The sequence below is a fragment of the Enterococcus sp. DIV1067f genome, from assembly GCF_050543505.1.
GTDB lineage: Bacteria > Bacillota > Bacilli > Lactobacillales > Enterococcaceae > Enterococcus_D > Enterococcus_D entomosocium.
In genome coordinates this window covers 3,069,255-3,084,216 of sequence record NZ_CP172940.1, presented here as the reverse complement: position 1 = coordinate 3,084,216, position 14,962 = coordinate 3,069,255, and the positions used below count along the sequence as shown (strand labels likewise).

At 43.6% G+C, this 14,962-nt stretch carries 11 protein-coding genes; 7 read left to right on the top strand and 4 right to left on the bottom strand.

The window, feature by feature from the left end; translation table 11 throughout:
* Positions 1–5: 5 nt before the first annotated feature.
* Both IGJ42_RS14200 and IGJ42_RS14195 read left to right on the top strand, forming a co-directional pair.
* Positions 6–1,307 (top strand): family 20 glycosylhydrolase, encoded by a 1,302-nt coding sequence (locus tag IGJ42_RS14200; RefSeq protein ID WP_042890670.1) that lies wholly within the window; start codon positions 6–8, stop codon positions 1,305–1,307.
* 150 nt (positions 1,308–1,457) lie between these two features.
* Positions 1,458–1,958, top strand: a complete 501-nt coding sequence (locus tag IGJ42_RS14195; RefSeq protein WP_016621903.1) for a GNAT family N-acetyltransferase — start codon at positions 1,458–1,460, stop codon at positions 1,956–1,958.
* A 238-nt stretch (positions 1,959–2,196) separates the two neighbouring features.
* Here the strand turns inward: IGJ42_RS14195 and IGJ42_RS14190 are convergent, their stop codons facing one another.
* Genes IGJ42_RS14190 through IGJ42_RS14175 form a run of 4 tightly spaced genes read right to left on the bottom strand, consistent with a single transcriptional unit; the run spans position 2,197 to position 6,559 of the window.
* Entirely contained in the window at positions 2,197–3,501 is a 1,305-nt protein-coding gene (locus tag IGJ42_RS14190) for an alpha-L-fucosidase (RefSeq protein WP_101699358.1), read from the bottom strand.
* Positions 3,502–3,526: 25 nt separating this feature from the next.
* Positions 3,527–4,024, bottom strand: coding sequence for a hypothetical protein (locus IGJ42_RS14185; RefSeq protein WP_101699357.1), 498 nt, complete (start codon positions 4,022–4,024; stop codon positions 3,527–3,529).
* Positions 4,025–4,042: 18 nt separating this feature from the next.
* Positions 4,043–5,914, bottom strand: coding sequence for a beta-N-acetylhexosaminidase (locus IGJ42_RS14180; RefSeq protein WP_430615771.1), 1,872 nt, complete (start codon positions 5,912–5,914; stop codon positions 4,043–4,045).
* 15 nt (positions 5,915–5,929) lie between these two features.
* Positions 5,930–6,559, bottom strand: coding sequence for a DUF624 domain-containing protein (locus IGJ42_RS14175; RefSeq protein WP_194195209.1), 630 nt, complete (start codon positions 6,557–6,559; stop codon positions 5,930–5,932).
* Between the two features lie 297 nt (positions 6,560–6,856).
* On the opposite strand from IGJ42_RS14175, the gene IGJ42_RS14170 reads away from it, so the two are divergent.
* The 5 genes from IGJ42_RS14170 to IGJ42_RS14150 all read left to right on the top strand — a co-directional run bounded on the left by IGJ42_RS14170 (position 6,857) and on the right by IGJ42_RS14150 (position 14,960).
* Positions 6,857–8,215 carry an alpha-L-fucosidase gene (locus tag IGJ42_RS14170; RefSeq protein WP_429946811.1) on the top strand — a complete coding sequence of 453 codons (1,359 nt, stop codon included), beginning with the start codon at positions 6,857–6,859 and terminating at the stop codon, positions 8,213–8,215.
* Positions 8,216–8,270: 55 nt separating this feature from the next.
* Positions 8,271–9,224 carry an ABC transporter permease gene (locus tag IGJ42_RS14165; protein ID WP_008379472.1) on the top strand — a complete coding sequence of 318 codons (954 nt, stop codon included), beginning with the start codon at positions 8,271–8,273 and terminating at the stop codon, positions 9,222–9,224.
* Between the two features lie 15 nt (positions 9,225–9,239).
* Positions 9,240–10,154 (top strand): carbohydrate ABC transporter permease, encoded by a 915-nt coding sequence (locus tag IGJ42_RS14160; protein WP_008379474.1) that lies wholly within the window; start codon positions 9,240–9,242, stop codon positions 10,152–10,154.
* Positions 10,155–10,175: 21 nt separating this feature from the next.
* Complete coding sequence (locus IGJ42_RS14155; protein ID WP_429946810.1) at positions 10,176–11,828, top strand: extracellular solute-binding protein; 1,653 nt, start codon at positions 10,176–10,178, stop codon at positions 11,826–11,828.
* Between the two features lie 84 nt (positions 11,829–11,912).
* Positions 11,913–14,960, top strand: coding sequence for an alpha-mannosidase (locus tag IGJ42_RS14150; protein WP_429946809.1), 3,048 nt, complete (start codon positions 11,913–11,915; stop codon positions 14,958–14,960).
* Positions 14,961–14,962: the final 2 nt, after the last annotated feature.

The window sequence follows — 14,962 nt, the reverse complement described above, 5'->3', positions numbered from 1 at the left end:
ATGAGATGAACAAACAAGTTGATTTGACAAAAGTTCAGCAACGAGCAGCCGTCTTTTTTGAGGAAATAGGTTGGCAGTCGGCGAAAGATCCGTTACCGAAAATAGTGATCGATCCGCAGCTGGATGCTGATTTTCGATTTGAAAACCAAACAATCAGTGTGTCCTCGCCAGAACATGCCTTTTACGCGTTAACCAAATATGGCCGAGATCAGGCGACGGGTCAATTAGCACAGAAAAGCTATATAGCAGCGCTTAAAGAACGCTGTCTGATGATCGATATCGGGCGCAAATTTTATTCGCTAGCTGATTTGAAAGCAATCGTCCGCAGCATGGCTTGCTTCCAATTCACGCATCTGCAACTTCATTTTTCGGAAAACGAAGGCTTTCGGATTGAATCCCAGCAATTTCCAGAAATTGTTTCGGAAGAATGTTTGACCAAGCAAGAAATTCGTGAATTGATTGCGTATGCTCGAAATCATGCAATTGCCATTATCCCTGATTTTGATTCTCCTGGTCATTTGCGTCAAGTCCTAGCACAAAAACCTCAATGGCAATTGCCGACAGCAGATGGCACTCGTGATGATCGAGCACTGAACATTTTGGATTCAGAAGCGGTAGCCTTTATTCAGGAAGTTTATCGAGAATATGCGCAACTGTTTGAAGACAGCACCTATTTTCACATCGGGGCCGATGAGTTTATTGATTTTGACCAGTTAGAAAACTTTCCACAAATGATCGAAGCTGCCCGCGAGCGCTATGGGGAAAAAGCCAGCGGAATCGAAGTCTTTATTGATTATGTCAATGAGCTGGCGGCCTTTGTTGAAAGTCTCGGCTTTGTTGTGCGGGTCTGGAATGATGGTTTTTACCGCTTGAATCGCCAAGAGCAGACAACGTTGACGGAGAATTGTCAAATCTCCTATTGGACCCGTTGGAACCAGAATATGGCGCCGGCGGATGTCTTTTTTGAAAAGGGCTATACCATGATCAATCACAATGATAATTTTTTCTATTATGTCTTAGGAGAAGCGGCAGGGTATACCTACCCAACTTACGAAAAAATCAGCAATGAATTCCAGTTGACGACGTTTGCCAATGGACAACAAGTTGCACAGGAACAGCTTGCCCAAACACAGGCGATCGCTTTATCCGTCTGGGCGGATGTACCTGAGGCTCAGACTAGTCGTGAAGTGATCCAAGCGATTTTTTGGCTCCAAACGGCCATTAGCCAAAAAGTTTATAATGAGCCAAATCGACCAAAAGAAACATTTCGAAAGCTTTATGATGGGTGGGAAGCGACATTTAGCTGATTGTTAGAGGAATTGGGTGAAAGGGCACATCGCTGACAATCCCTGTTGTTTTCTTTATGATGAATAAGTTTAGCGACAAGTGAAACAAAAGCCAATAGTATTTTGATAAAATGAACGTAACTCCGAGTGAGGGGAGAAATGGAGCAATAAGTGATCATAGACATTCAACCGTTGAAGAAAAAAGATATCCTTGAAATGGATCAAATGTTTTTAAAGCAAGGGTGGCCTTCTCGCCAGCAGCTCTTGATGGAGTATTTAAACGAGCAAGAAGCGGGGGAGAGATACATTTTGCTTGCCAAAACAAACAACAAAACTGCCGGGTATTTGACATTGGTCCCTCTAGCAAAGCACGGACCATTTAAAGGCTTGTACCCAGAAATTGTGGATTTTAATGTTTTTGAATCTTATCAAAAACAAGGGGTAGGCAGTCAGCTTTTAAAAGCAGCCGAAGAAAAGGCACGAGAAATAGCTGCCGTGGTGACATTAGGGGTAGGTTTACACAATGGTTATGGATCGGCCCAGAGACTGTATGTAAAACAAGGCTATATTCCAGATGGATCTGGTGTTTGGTTCAATAATCAGAATTGTGCGATGAATGTGCCTTGTTGTAACAATGACGATCTTGTTCTTTATTTGTCTAAGGAACTTTGACCATCCCGTGGTAAGTACCTTTAAAAAAGGATTAATCCAGCAGCTTGTTTGCATGTTCTCATCACCTGTTCAACAAGCTAGCTCGCTACTTTCGTATAAGCGAATTTGGGGATTTTTTGAAAAAATAGCCATAAAAAATGACTAGAAACGATCAGTTTCTAGTCATTTTTTTGTAAAGAAAGTAAGGACAATGTTTTTGTATCAATAAAATATTCATTTAGGACAGTGCAATAGGCGCTTATATTTCTTTTAAAGTGATTTCGACCACTGGTACCAACACATCTGGGGGGCAGACGGGTAAGCTGAGAACAAGGTCCTCTTTGTTGATGATGGCTTCCGTTGACGTGAGAACTTCCTCGGGATCAAATCCTCGATAAAACAACTCGGAGCCATCATGTAAGAAACGGATATGCTTCACGCATCCTGCAAGTCCCGGAAGATGCAAGGATTTGTAGGGGTAGGAGAAGAGGTGCAAGTAAAGTTTATTCCCGTTTTGGGTGTAACGACTGTCAATAGGCGGTTGAAAAGTGCTGGCACCACAGCCGATAATCGCTTGCTGATGATAATGCATCCATGAACCGATGGCTTCTAAATGGCCGCGAGTTGGTAAGTTGATTTCTCCACGAGCATTCGGACCGATATTTAAGAGAAAGTTCCCATCTTTTGCTACTGTGTCAATCAGCATTTTGGTCATCATTTCACTGGATTTCCAGTGCTGAGCATCACGATCATAGCCCCACGTTTCGTACATCGTTTGGCACGCTTCCCATATTAAAGGCAATCCATTCGCTTCTAATGGTTTGTCTGGTTGGAATTGCTCAGGGGTGGTAATCCCTCGGCCCAAATCCAAACGGTCATTCAGTAACATCTCCGGCTGTAGACTTCGGCAAATTTCTTCGATCCGCTTACTATCCCAATCGGCGGCACCCTTGCCTTTTGACCATCCCCAATCTCGATGGCTATAAGGAAAATCAAACCACATATAATCGATGGTTCCATAATTGGTCAATAGTTCGGTGACTTGACCAGCCAAAAAATCTTGGTAACGGCGCATGTCCCGCTGGTCATTGGTTTGACGGGCTTGAATAGACTCTCGTTGCGGATGCAGGCCGTCGAGCGTGAAATCTGGATGATACCAATCGATCAGCGAATGATACAGTCCGACCTTAATGCCTACCTTGCGAAATGCCGGCAGCAGTTCTGCTAAGAGGTCTCGCTTGAATGGGGTGTTGGTTACTTTGTAGTCGCTGAGCGCGGTGTCCCAAAGGGCAAAGCCTTCATGATGTTTCGTCGTGAAGACCATGTATTGAAAACCGGCCTTCTTTGCGGTTTGAGCCCATTCCTCCGCGTTGAAAAGATCAGGATCAAACTGAGAAAAATAGTTCTCGCGATAGGTGGTGGGTTCAATTTTTTCTGTCGTCATAAACCATTCGTGTCGAGCGCCAATACTGAATAGGCCGAAATGGATGAATAAGCCAAACCGATCATGGAGGAACCAGTTTGGATCAGGGTAGTTGGCAGGCCAATTCTTATACGTTCTCATTAAAAATCACTCCTTTTTCACTCACTTAAAGAAATTCTGTATTCGTCATGACTGTTTCTTGAATTTTCCAGCCATCTGCTTCCTTAACGAAAGTATGGTAAGCCTCTGTGATGTGATCACGGTAGGAAGAATCTTTTGGGCTGATCGTTTTCTGTTGCGCCGCGACCAGCATGGATTCTGTCTCTTGTTTAACGACTTCAAAAGAAAGCAGCGTGTGCTGCAGCTGTTCTTCTGCAAAAAAAGCAGCCAATTCTTGGGTCGTCTCTGCTCGCGCCGCTGCCACGAGCGTGGCGGCATAAGCTGTCGCGTCTTGGTCAGAGGCTGCTTGTAAATTTTCTTTCAGCACTGCCAAACAAGCCTCCGCCGCTGCTTGACTTGTAATATTACCTGTCATCTCCAGTTTTTCTGAAGGTTGGGCATGAACTGGAGCAGAAGAATCGGTTGTTAGAAAATAGAGAAAGAATAGGCTAACAACAGCCAGCAAACTCACGATGATGGTTCGGCGCAGCAAGGATGTTTTCATAATTTCTCACTCCTTCTTTTAAACATCAGAAATTTTCCCCGCACTATAGATTCCATGAAATAAATTGCGACCCACAGAAGTGTTGCCGCTGAAAGGGGTCACCATTGGTAAGGACGGTTGAGTCAATTCTTCCAAAGTATCGAGCTCCCCGTCCAAGAAGGCAGTAAGCCGCCAGAGTGTCGTGTCGCAGCGCATCAGCAAGGCGCCGTAGCGCAGATCGATACTCTCAAAACCGAAAGGTCGATTCCAGTCAAACCAGACTTGACGATGGGCTTCATAAAGGGATTGCAAGGCGGATTTATAGACACTGAGCTCATCGACTGCTTGGCACAGTCCGGTGCGATCCTTGCTTTGATACGCACGGGTGATTTGGTGGGAAATGTTGGCCTTTTTAGCCAAAACGACTGCCATCTGTTGATAAAAGGCAAACATCGTTTGTGTGTCCCGTGTTGCTTTCACAGCGGCCAACTCTTGAGCCAATGTTTGATAGTGGGATGCTAAAGAAAGATCAGTTAAATTTTCTTGATACAAGCCATACAGCAAGTCTTGGTAGAGCAACAGCTTGCTGGGGTTTTCTCCGTGAGGATTGTTTTCTGGTACACCTGCAGTTTGATCAAAGCGATCAAGCAGTAAAAAATCTTTGGCTATTGATTGGTGAAAGAGCTGAAATTTTTTAGTTAAATTCTCTAACGAAAGGTCGTTTCCAAACTGCGCTTCACTGAAATATTGCAAACCTAATAGCGCAGCAATCAGCGGTGTTTCGGCTCCGTCGTCGCCCCAAAGTGTGGCATAAACTTCCTGAACATCGTTTTCTTTGGCGGCTTGCAAGGCATGACGCATGGTGGCGAAACTCTTGCCATAGTTCGGCGCCAAACCGTTCCAAGTCCAGATACCTCCAGCAAAGGCGATCGGCTGTTTTAATTCCCGATGTTTCGCAAACATTCGCTGATAAGAGGCATGATCATGGTGGTAATAATCCCAGTAAACCATTTTGACAGCAGGAAGGTCAGCAAACAATTCTGTGGGAAAACACACGTCTGGATCGTAATAATCACCAGTAGGTGCACCGATCCTAAAAAACATATCGCTCCACATCATCGGCTTAAAACCCACTTTTTGACAAAGCGCAGCTACCCGCTGCAGATGTTCGGCCATAATCGAGAAACGGTCTTTTAAACCGTGTAATACCAAATATCTTCCTTTCCCCAATTGGTGTGCTTCATCCATGCCAATGTGTAGCTGATCCGTCGTAAAACACGAACGGATCGAACGGATCGCTGCTTCCAAAAAGGTATATGTTTCTTCTTCTCCCACCAGTAAAATATCTTCCGTGTCCCGAATGTTTTTAGCAAATCCCCATTTTAAGGGATTCGTTAAGTGTGCCAATGTTTGAATCGCCGGAATCAAAGTTACACCTATAGATTGCGCGTAGCTATCAAGCTTCTTTAACTCACCTTGTGTATAACGGCCTCGTAAATGACCAAAATAAGGATACTCTGGAATTTCATAAGTGTCTTCCATATAAAGCGTGAGGCGATTAAGCCCCATCTTGCTTGTCAATAGAATAAAGCGTTGCAGTTTTTCAACGGTCATTACTGCATTGCGGGACAGATCGATCATTGGTCCAATTGCTTCAAAATGCGGCTGTTCTTCTAAGACATAGACTGGGCGGTCTTCATGCACCCATAAAGTTAATGCCCGAAATAAATGGGCCTTTTCTTGATAGTAAATGATTGTTGCTAGCGGACCATGGCAAATTTTCAGAGAACCGGGCCGTTGAATCAGCTGTAATGGATGCCCTTGCGGTGATTCTCGCAACGCTAGTTCCGGTAGTATGTTACTAAAAAAATCATCAAGATTTTCATTACTTTGGATAAAAATGTCTTTCATTACGAACGTCCCTTCTTAAGTTTCTTTTATCAGCAATGATTCTGAACGTTGGATCGCTTGAAAAGAGAACCAACTATTGGGAAAAAGGAAAAAAGGAACAAAGCCGATGACTAATAAAATCGGTAAAAAAGTCAAAATGATTGTAGTTACTAAGATTCCCAAAATCATCGCAATCGTTTGGGGAATACTGATAACCATCAGTATTACAGCTTGCTTAAAATAGTGAAGAAGGGGCAAGTCATAACGCAAATACACTGGCAGCAGATACAAGCTGATCAAAAGGGCACTGATAAACAATAGCAGCAAAAAAAAGTGAATCAAGCTATTTTGGATAAAGGTACTAGAGATGCGCAATTCTAGCCATAAGAAAAGCAGCAAACCCACTTGCATGGCTCCTAATTGATTGGCGCGACGGAAATTTTTTTTCACGACAGTTCTGAACCAAGACTTCAAAGCCGCTGGTCGTCCCTTTTTTTGGAAACTGTCGAAAAAAGCTTGAATGATCGTAGCGGTGGCAGGAAAAATCCCTAAAAATATCCCGTATCGCAAAACCCAATAGAACCAAAGAAACTGCAATTTTAGGCAATGGAGGAGCCATTCACCGACTTGATAGGAAACATGATAAAGACCATTGGATTGTTTCATAAGATCCTCACTTTCTTACGGATAACCATATTGTATCCGCTTTAATTGTTGTTCTTATCGTACCATTGATCCATGGATAGTGGGCATGGATGAAAAAAAACACACATCCCATACAGGAAAAACACAGCAAATATGTTTGACCCGCTTTATTTCTCTTAGCGCTTTTATGGAAGAAAGCTTTTTTCGTTACAAATTTTACAAACGCTCTTGCTTGGTTTAACACAGTGAAAAAAGTTACATATTGTTAGATGGACTTTTTTTCGCTTACATTTAGAACAAAGAAAGGAGTGCAAATGCATGACAAAAATTCGCGGCGATATTGAAGAAGCCAAGGAGAGAGAGCAAGCAGCGTGGGTCCCAGAAACAGAAATGCTCAAGCAGCGTCTGGAATGGTTTCAAGACTTGAAATTCGGAGTGATCTTCCATTATGGGCTGTATGCCGAAGCGGGGATCGTTGAATCATGGCAATTATCTGAAAAAGATGAATGGGCTAGAGAAAACCAGCCCTATCGAGAAACTATCGAAGCACTGCGTTTGGATTATTGGCAGTTGATTAATCAATTTGAGCCGAAGAAGCTGGATACCCGTAAATGGGCCAAGATCTGTAAGAAGGCGGGATTTAAGTACTGTTTATTCACAACAAAGCATCATGATGGGTTTTCGATGTTTAACACAATGGAGTCAGAGTTTAAAATCGGCGGGAAATTGAATCCCTTTAAACGCGACATTTTACAAGAAGTGTTTACGGCGTTTCAAGAAGCAGGGATTGCAACAGGAGCCTACTATTCTAAAGCTGACTGGTATTCTCCTTTTTACTGGTTGGATGATGACACCGTCAAAGGTCGTCATGCCAGCTATGACACCCACCTTCATCCAGATATCTGGGCGCGCTATGTGTCATTTGTGCATCGTCAGATTGTAGAGATTACTTCCAATTATGGAAAAGTCGATTTTCTTTGGTTAGATGCTGGTTGGTGCGGGCAAGGAAAAGAAGACCTACAAATGGATCGTTTAGCTGAGATTGCACGTGAGAAACAGCCGGAATTGATCATCGTTGATCGAATGATGGGTGGCCGTCATGAAAACTATGTGACACCAGAACGCAAAATTCCTGCATTAGCAGAAATTCCTAAAAAAGTTTGGGAAAGCAATATCCCGATTGGGAATGATTGGGGCTATGTGCCGAATGATACCTTCAAGAGCAGCCAAGAACTGCTGGAAACCTTGATTGAGGTAGTCAGCAAAGGGGGGAATTTGATTTTAGGTGTCGGCCCAACACCTGATGGCGAATTTACATTCGAAGAGACCCAACGCTTAGAAGAAATCGGCAATTGGTTGGCGCTATATGGTGAAGGTATCTATGAAACGCGGGCGAAACCAATAGCTTGGCCAAATGAATGGCATTTGACCTATCAAAAAGAGGGCAAGGCTCATTTTGCATTTCGCAGTATCGCTGCAGGCGCTTGCGAACAGATTCCTTTAACAGAGATCGGCGCAACTGAAGAAGACGAGCTAATTGATCTAGCCACTAAAAAAGCGTTGCCAGTCTATAAAAACGCTACCGAACCGTACCTCTTATGGTCGGATATCAGTCAGCCGAACGTTGGGGCAGTTGGGATTCGCGTTTCGACACATAGGGAAAAAAATACACATTGATTTGAAAGCGAATACAATCCATGATAAGGCTAACACCAAGCAAGGAGGAGGAAGAATGGAAACAGCGCCAATCAGACAAACCGTTTCAGTACCTAAAACAAAGAAACAAGATATAAAAATGAAGATCAAGAAAAATCGGCAATTGTACTTGTTTGTGTTGCCAGCATTTTTGATTATTTTGATTTTCTCTTATGGACCGATGTATGGAATCATTATTGCATTCAAGGATTATATGCCTTCATTAGGGATTTTGGGCAGTCCTTGGGTTGGATTTAAACATTTTCAACGTTTCTTCGATTCCTATTATTTTTGGGAACTCATCAAAAATACTTTAGGAATCAGTATCTATTCATTGGTTGTCGGTTTTCCGCTGCCGATCATCCTGGCATTGGCTTTGAATGAGATCAAAGACGGCCCGTTTAAAAAGATTACCCAAACAGTCACCTATGCCCCAAACTTTATTGCTGTGGTGGTCATGGTTGGTATGGTCATTGCTTTCTTATCTCCCTCAACAGGGATCATCAATCACCTATTAGAATTTTTGGGTTTCGAGCGGATCAGCTTTATGACCAATCCCCGTTGGTTTAAAACGATTTATGTCCTGTCCGGAGTTTGGCAAGGAACGGGATGGGGGTCTGTGATTTATCTGGCAGCTCTATCTGGAGTCGATACGCAACTGCACGAAGCGGCAACGATCGATGGCGCTTCTCGTCTGCAACGCGTTTGGTATATCAATATTCCAACGATCATGCCCACGATGGTGATCTTATTGATCATGAGCTTCGGCAGCTTGATGTCAGTTGGGTTTGAAAAAATCATCTTGATGCAGAATCCTTTGAATATGCAATCCTCGAATGTGATTGCGACCTTTGTTTACCAGCAAGGGCTGTTAGATGCGCAGTACAGTTTTGCTGCGGCAGTCGGCCTATTTAACTCATTGATCAATTCCGTATTGTTGATCGTAGTCAATCATATTGCCAAACGTTTAAGCAATTCTAGTCTATTGTAGGAGGGAGGACCAAAAGTGAAAACAACTTCTTTAATAAAAGATACCCGTGCTGATAAAATCTTTTTGATCTTTGTTTATGTGTTTTTAGCAATTTCATTGCTGATCGTTTTATATCCGCTGATCTATATCGTCAGTGCTTCGATCTCAAATCCGCATCTGGTAAACTCAGGTGAAATGTGGCTTTTACCAAAAGGAATCACCTTCGAAGGCTATCGAACATTATTGGGCAACAGCAGTATCTGGCGTGGCTATTTGAACACGATCTACTATACAGTGTTAGGAACATCGATCAATCTCTTGGTAACCTTGCCTTGTGCCTATGCGTTATCGCGAGAAGATTTTTATGGGCGACGGGCCTTCACCAATTTTATGCTGGTTACCATGTTCCTGTCTGGTGGCTTGATTCCCAGCTATTTGCTGATTCGCAGCTTAGGTATGCTGAATACCGTTTGGGCACTGGTGATTCCAGGGGCCGTCTCGGTTTACAATGTGGTTGTCACACGAACGTTTTTTCAATCCACAATTCCGCGAGAGATGGAAGAAGCAGCGATTGTGGATGGTTGTTCCGATTTTCGTCTATTCATGCAGATCGTTTTACCATTATCAACGCCGATCATTGCGGTAATGGCTTTGTTCTATGGCGTCGGACATTGGAACAGCTTCTTTAACGCATTGATCTATCTTTCTGATCGATCGATGTACCCGCTGCAGATGATTTTAAGAGAAATTTTGATTCTTCAAGATATGTCTTCAAATACCGTCAGCAATGTGACTTCAGAAATGGCGAATATGCTATACAGCAAACAGCAACTCGCTCAAGTCATCAAATACGGCGTCATGATCGTTTCTTCGTTACCGGTAATCATCGTCTATCCGTTCTTACAAAAGTATTTTGTCAAGGGCATGATGGTCGGTTCAATTAAAGGATAAAAAAATCAAAGGAGGAAGAAAATGGGATTAAAAAAGAAACTTTTAGGAATGGCGGGTGTCGCTTTATGCAGTACCCTCGTCTTGGGTGCCTGCGGCAATTCTTCAGATGAGGGAACTGGAGAAAAGAAAGAGGTTGCTATCAATCATGACAGCCAATTTCCAATCATCAAAGAAGGCGAAGAGCTGACCTTGAATATCATGGCACCAGGTGTGGGAATGGCCGAGTGGGAAGACATGCCGACGCTACAGGATTACCAAGAAAAAACCGGTATCAAACTGACTTATACGACACCGCCATCGGCTGACTTTAGTACGAAACTGAACTTAGCTTTTGCTTCCGGCGACTTGCCGGATATCGTTTACGGTGCTGGTTCGCAAGCACTGACGGCTTCGATGGAGATCGATTACGGTTCACAAGGGATTTTACTTCCCTTAGAGGAGTATATCACGCCAGAAATCATGCCAAATCTTTATGCACTGACGCAAGAAGATCCTTCTATTTTAAAATCGATCACCACGCCAGATGGGCACATTTACTCCTTACCAATGATCTCTCGGAATGCGACTTCAATCTGGTGGCAAGGCCCGATGTGGTACAACGGCACGTGGCTAGATAATTTAGGTGTATCAGAACTGCCGAAAACCACAGAGGAACTGCAAGAATTGTTGACGCGTTTCAAAGACGAAGATCCTAACGGAAATGGTCAAGCAGACGAGATTCCATTGACGGATGTCGATATGAACTCGACACGTGTTTGGTTGATGGCCGCCTTTGGCTTACGGACTCGCGGGATTCAAGTGGACGATGATGTGGTCTCCTACACACCGACATCAGAAAACTACAAAGCATTCTTGGAATACATGAATACACTGTACGATGCAGGATTACTGGATAAAGAAGTTTATGGACAGTCCGATGAGCAGAAAAAAGCGAAGGGTGAAAACAATCAACTAGGGCTTTTTGCCGACTATTTCAGCTTCTTTACTACTGGTCGCAGTGAGGCAGAGGCGATGAACGATCCGATGTTCCAACCGTTGACCTCTGAATGGGCACCAGAAGCCAAGATTCCTGGCAGTCCACGAATCTCTCGGGGAACTTTTGCATTGACCAATGTCAATCCTTCCCCAGAAGCTTCCATGCGTTGGGTGGATTACTTCTATTCGGAAGAAGGCACAAAATATATTGAACAAGGGCCAGAAGGTGTTCTTTGGGAGTACCAAGAAAATGCGGATGGCGAAAAAGTCCGGGTTTATGTGGATGGTATTGATACAGACAACACAGAAGACGAACGCGGCAAAATCACGCCGGCGTATGGATTGACTACACCAAACATTGTCATTGATACAACAGGTGAATACCATATCCGCAAAACGGCTGATGAAGAACCAGATACTCGTTTTAGTGATTGGGTTGCACAAGAAACGGCAGAAAAGATGGAAGACATCGCTGAAGTACCATTTCCGCTACTGTATTTAACGATTGAAGAAAATGACAAAGTAGCAGCCACTGCCACTGATTTGACAACTTATGTAGAACAAATGGAAGCTAAGTTTATCACAGGTGTCGAGCCATTAGACAATTGGGACGATTATGTGAAAACGATCGAAGCAATGGGCATTGACGAATATGTCGAAGTCTATCAAACGGCCTATGACCGCTGGAAAGCAAACTAATATCATACGATAAGGGAAACGGGTCGAGACAATCAATCTCCACCCGTTTTTTTTCAAAAAATAGATAGAGGAGTCAAAAGAAAAATGAGAGTTATGCAGCCTTACGAGTTTGAACGCATCCGAAAAATTTTCTACAAATTAAAACAGTACCGTGTACGCTATCAACAGCCAATAGACCTGCTTTTTTTTAAGCAAGAGGATTGGGTACCGTATGAACAAGGGAGTTATTTCGGAGAAAAAAACACCTATTACCAGTTGAAAGGCAGCTTTCAAGTTCCCGCTGACTGGGTAGGGAAACCTTGTGTTTTACAAGTCTATTCAAGTCTCTCAGAGTGGGACAACACCACCAATCCCCAAATCAAAATTTATTTGGACGATACCTATGTCCAAGCTATCGATGTCAATCATCGAGAGGTCACTTTGGCTGAAGGATATCAACAAAAAGCAGTCAAACTGAAGATTGATCTGTTCTCGGGCCGTTCCGATAAACCATTCCCACTGCATATCAACTTATTGGCATTGGATCCTGTCGTCAATGAACTCTGGTTTGATTTTTATACGCTGTTTGATAGTTGGCGTGCCATTCGTGCGTTTGGCGGTGACGAAGCATTTTATCAACAAGTCCTTGGTCAAGTCGCCAATGTCTTGGATTTTCGTACGCCCTACTCAGCGGCATTTTATGAAAGTCTCGCAAAAGCCAAGCAACTGCTTGCGTCATGTTACTTACCAGCGCATACACCAAAACAAAAAGTGACGGCTGTCGGCCATACCCACATCGATCTGGCGTGGCTTTGGACGGCACAGCAAGCAATTGAAAAAGGCGAGCGCAGTTTCCAAACGGTCCTGAAATTGATGGAGGAGTATCCAGATTATACGTTTTTTCAAAGCCAACCACAACTATACTATTCCATGAAAACCCACTATCCTGAACTGTACGCAGCAATGAAAGCAAAAATTCGAGAAGGAAGATGGGAAGTTGACGGGGCGATGTGGGTAGAAGCCGATTGCAATTTGACTTCAGGGGAATCACTGGTTCGTCAGATCCTTTATGGCAAACGGTTTATGAAGGAGGAATTTCAAGTCGATAGCCGCATCTTATGGCTACCGGATGTCTTTGGTTATTCAGCCGCCTTGCCGCAAATTTTACGCAAAACAAATACGCCCTACTTTATGACGACGAAGCTGTCATGGAACCAGTTCAATCAAATTCCTTATGATTCCTTCTATTGGCAAGGAATTGATGGCAGCCGCGTTTTGACGCATTTTATTACCACCATCAGTGAAGGATACAGTCCCAGAGATTATTACACGACGTATAATGGATTGCTAGATCCTTACACGATCAAAGGCAGTTTTGAACGTTATCAGCAAAAAGATCAGCACGACGAAATTTTGATTGCCTATGGGTACGGTGACGGTGGCGGAGGCCCGACGAAAGAGATGCTAGAAGTCCAGAAACGGCTGCAAAAGACACTGCCAGATATGCCGACGATTACTGGCAATCATGTGGGGGGCTTTTTTGATCGACTGGCAGATTCTTTTAAGGAAAAATCTGGCCCGGTCTGGTACGGCGAATTGTACTTTGAATACCATCGTGGAACACTGACTTCGATTGGCAAAAACAAGAAGGCCAATCGCCGAGGAGAATTTTTCTTACAGACGATTGAAAAACTTTATAGTATTTGTGCAATCAATCGTTATCCGCAAGCTGAATTAGAACAACTTTGGAAACAGCTGCTATTTAATCAATTCCATGACATTCTGCCGGGAAGCTCGATCAAAGAAGTTTATGATCAGACGGATCAAGAGTATCAACAGCTCTTTGATAAAGGCTGCAAGCTGATCGAAGCTTTGATTCCAGCAATGCAAGCAGCCGAAGCTACGTCATGGCATGTCTTTAATCCGCTGGGACAAGAGCGGACGGGTCTGGTCTATTTAGACGATCAGACAGGGATCAAAGAAGCTTACCTGACTCAGCGGACCTATGATGACCGGCTCTTAGTCAAAATTCCCGCCATGGCTGGATTGAGTAGCAAAAAATTGACCCCTGTCTCAGCTGTGCCTCAATCAAAGCAAGTGGCAATGCGGCTGGAGGAATCGTTTGAAACGGTTGATTTTAAAGTGATTTTTGACGAACACTTTGACATCATCTCTTTATTTGACAAACGGCAGCAGCGAGAGATCGTGCCAAAAGGAGAGCGGTTGAATCAGTTAGTGGCTTACGAAGATCTGCCAATGGATTATGATGCGTGGGACATTGATATTTATTACCAGAAGAAGCCTTATCCTGTGAAGCAAGTTCTCTCAGCTGAGGTTGTTGAGCAAGGGGAGATTCGCGATACCTTGAAGATCAAACGTCAGTTTGAAGATTCTTTTATTACGCAATGGCTGCATTTTTACCATGGCACGGGAAGAATCGATTTTGAAACAGCGGTTGATTGGCAGCAGCATCAATTGCTGCTGAAGGCATTGCTGCCGATTGATGTTAACACATTGGAAGCAACGTTTGATATTCAATTCGGGCAGGTAAAACGGCCTGTGCATCAAAACACGACATGGGACCAAGCACGTTTTGAGAGCTGTGGACAAAAATGGGTAGATCTCTCAGAAGGGAATTATGGGGTTAGTATTTTGACGGATTCGAAATATGGGTTCAATACGGATTATCAAAAAATCGGGCTTTCTTTGATCAAATCGCCGATCGATCCGTATCCTGAAGCGGATCAAGGCCTTCATGAGTTTACCTATTCCTTGTACGCCCACGAAGGAACTTGGCAAGAAGCGCAAACGATGGAAGAAGCATTGGCATTAAATGTTCCCGTTCTGACGGTTCCAAGGGTGTCACAACTATCAGGGGATGCTTTTCTAGCAGTCGACCAAAAGAATGTCTTACTGGATACGGTGAAAAAAGCCGAAGATGAAGAGGCACTGATCGTGCGGTTGTATGAATATCACAATCAAACCACCGCCTGTCAAATGCGCTGCCAGAAAAGAATCAAAAAAGCGGTTTTAACGAATCTTTTGGAAGAAACCGTCGCTGAACTGCCGGTCGAGCCGCTGGATGCCCGAAGCATCACAATCCATTTTCAGCCTTTTGAGATCCAGACCCTCATGCTTTATTTAGAAGACTAAAT